Genomic DNA, 1746 nt, shown 5'->3' on the forward strand with positions numbered 1-1746 from the left:
TATTCTCAAAGAGCAGTGCCCCCTTATCCTAAGCGGCAACGACGTTGCCAATTGTTCATTGAAAATTGAATATCTATCAAATAGTAACAAGAAAATAAACCGAAACGCTGTAAATATTTTAAAGAGACCAAAGAGAAATAAGGTTAAGTTAATAAGGGCGCACGGTGGATGCCTTGGCACTAGGAGCCGATGAAGGACGTGACGAACGACGAAATGCTTTGGGGAGCTGTAAGTAAGCTGTGATCCAGAGATGTCCGAATGGGGGAACCCACTAGCTGATGGCTAGTATCCATGACTGTTAAGGTCATGTGAAGGAAGACGCAGTGAACTGAAACATCTAAGTAGCTGCAGGAAGAGAAAGCAAAAGCGATTGCCTTAGTAGCGGCGAGCGAAGAGGCAGGAGGGCAAACCGAAGTGTTTACACTTCGGGGTTGTAGGACTGCGCAGTGGCTTTAAGGATGATAGACGAATGACTTGGGAAAGTCAGCCAAAGAGAGTAAGAGCCTCGTAGTTGAAATCATTTTTAGGCCTAGCAGTATCCTGAGTACGGCGAGACACGAGGAATCTCGTCGGAAACTGGGAGGCCCATCTCCCAACCCTAAATACTCCCTAGTGACCGATAGTGGACCAGTACCGTGAGGGAAAGGTGAAAAGCACCCCGGAAGGGGAGTGAAAGAGAACCTGAAACCGTGTGCCTACAACAAGTTCGAGCCCGTTAATGGGTGAGAGCGTGCCTTTTGTAGAATGAACCGGCGAGTTACGTTAGTGTGCGAGGTTAAGTTGAAGAGACGGAGCCGTAGGGAAACCGAGTCTGAAGAGGGCGAGTAAGTACAGTGACGTAGACCCGAAACCATGTGACCTACCCATGAGCAGGGTGAAGGTGAGGTAAGACTCACTGGAGGCCCGAACCAGAGTACGTTGAAAAGTGCTTGGATGACTTGTGGGTAGCGGAGAAATTCCAAACGAACTTGGAGATAGCTGGTTCTCTCCGAAATAGCTTTAGGGCTAGCGTCGACAATGAGATTCTTGGAGGTAGAGCACTGTTTGGGTAAGGGGTCCATCCCGGATTACCAAACTCAGATAAACTCCGAATGCCAAGTAATTATGGTCGGCAGTCAGACTGCGAGTGCTAAGATCCGTAGTCGAAAGGGAAACAGCCCAGACCACCAGCTAAGGTCCCCAAATAATTGTTAAGTGGAAAAGGATGTGGGGTTGCACAGACAACTAGGATGTTAGCTTAGAAGCAGCTATTCATTCAAAGAGTGCGTAATAGCTCACTAGTCGAGTGACCCTGCGCCGAAAATGTACCGGGGCTAAAACAATTTACCGAAGCTGTGGATCCTTTAGGGATGGTAGGAGAGCGTTCTATGTGTGGTGAAGGTGTACCGAGAGGAGCGCTGGAATGCATAGAAGTGAGAATGCCGGTATGAGTAGCGCAAGACAGGTGAGAATCCTGTCCACCGTAAGACTAAGGTTTCCAGGGGAAGGCTCGTCCGCCCTGGGTTAGTCGGGACCTAAGGAGAGACCGAACGGTGTATCCGATGGGCAACAGGTTGATAGTCCTGTACTAGAGTATAGAGTGACGGAGGGACGCAGAAGGCTACCTCAACCAGACGATTGGAAGTGTCTGGCCAAGCAGTGAGGTGTGATAGGAGTCAAATGCTTATATCTTTAACATTGAGCTGTGATGGGGAGCGAAGTTTAGTAGCGAAGTGAGTGATGTCAGGCTGCCAAGAAAATCTTCTA

The 1746-nt window shown here is 48.8% G+C and carries 1 rRNA gene; it reads left to right on the forward strand.

The annotated features are described in order from the left end of the window. Window positions 1–141: 141 nt before the first annotated feature. Window positions 142–1746: ribosomal RNA gene (locus BS63_RS0110240) — 23S ribosomal RNA — on the forward strand; the annotation flags it as partial.

The sequence above is a fragment of the Streptococcus sobrinus DSM 20742 = ATCC 33478 genome (assembly GCF_000686605.1).
In the GTDB taxonomy this organism is placed as follows: domain Bacteria; phylum Bacillota; class Bacilli; order Lactobacillales; family Streptococcaceae; genus Streptococcus; species Streptococcus sobrinus.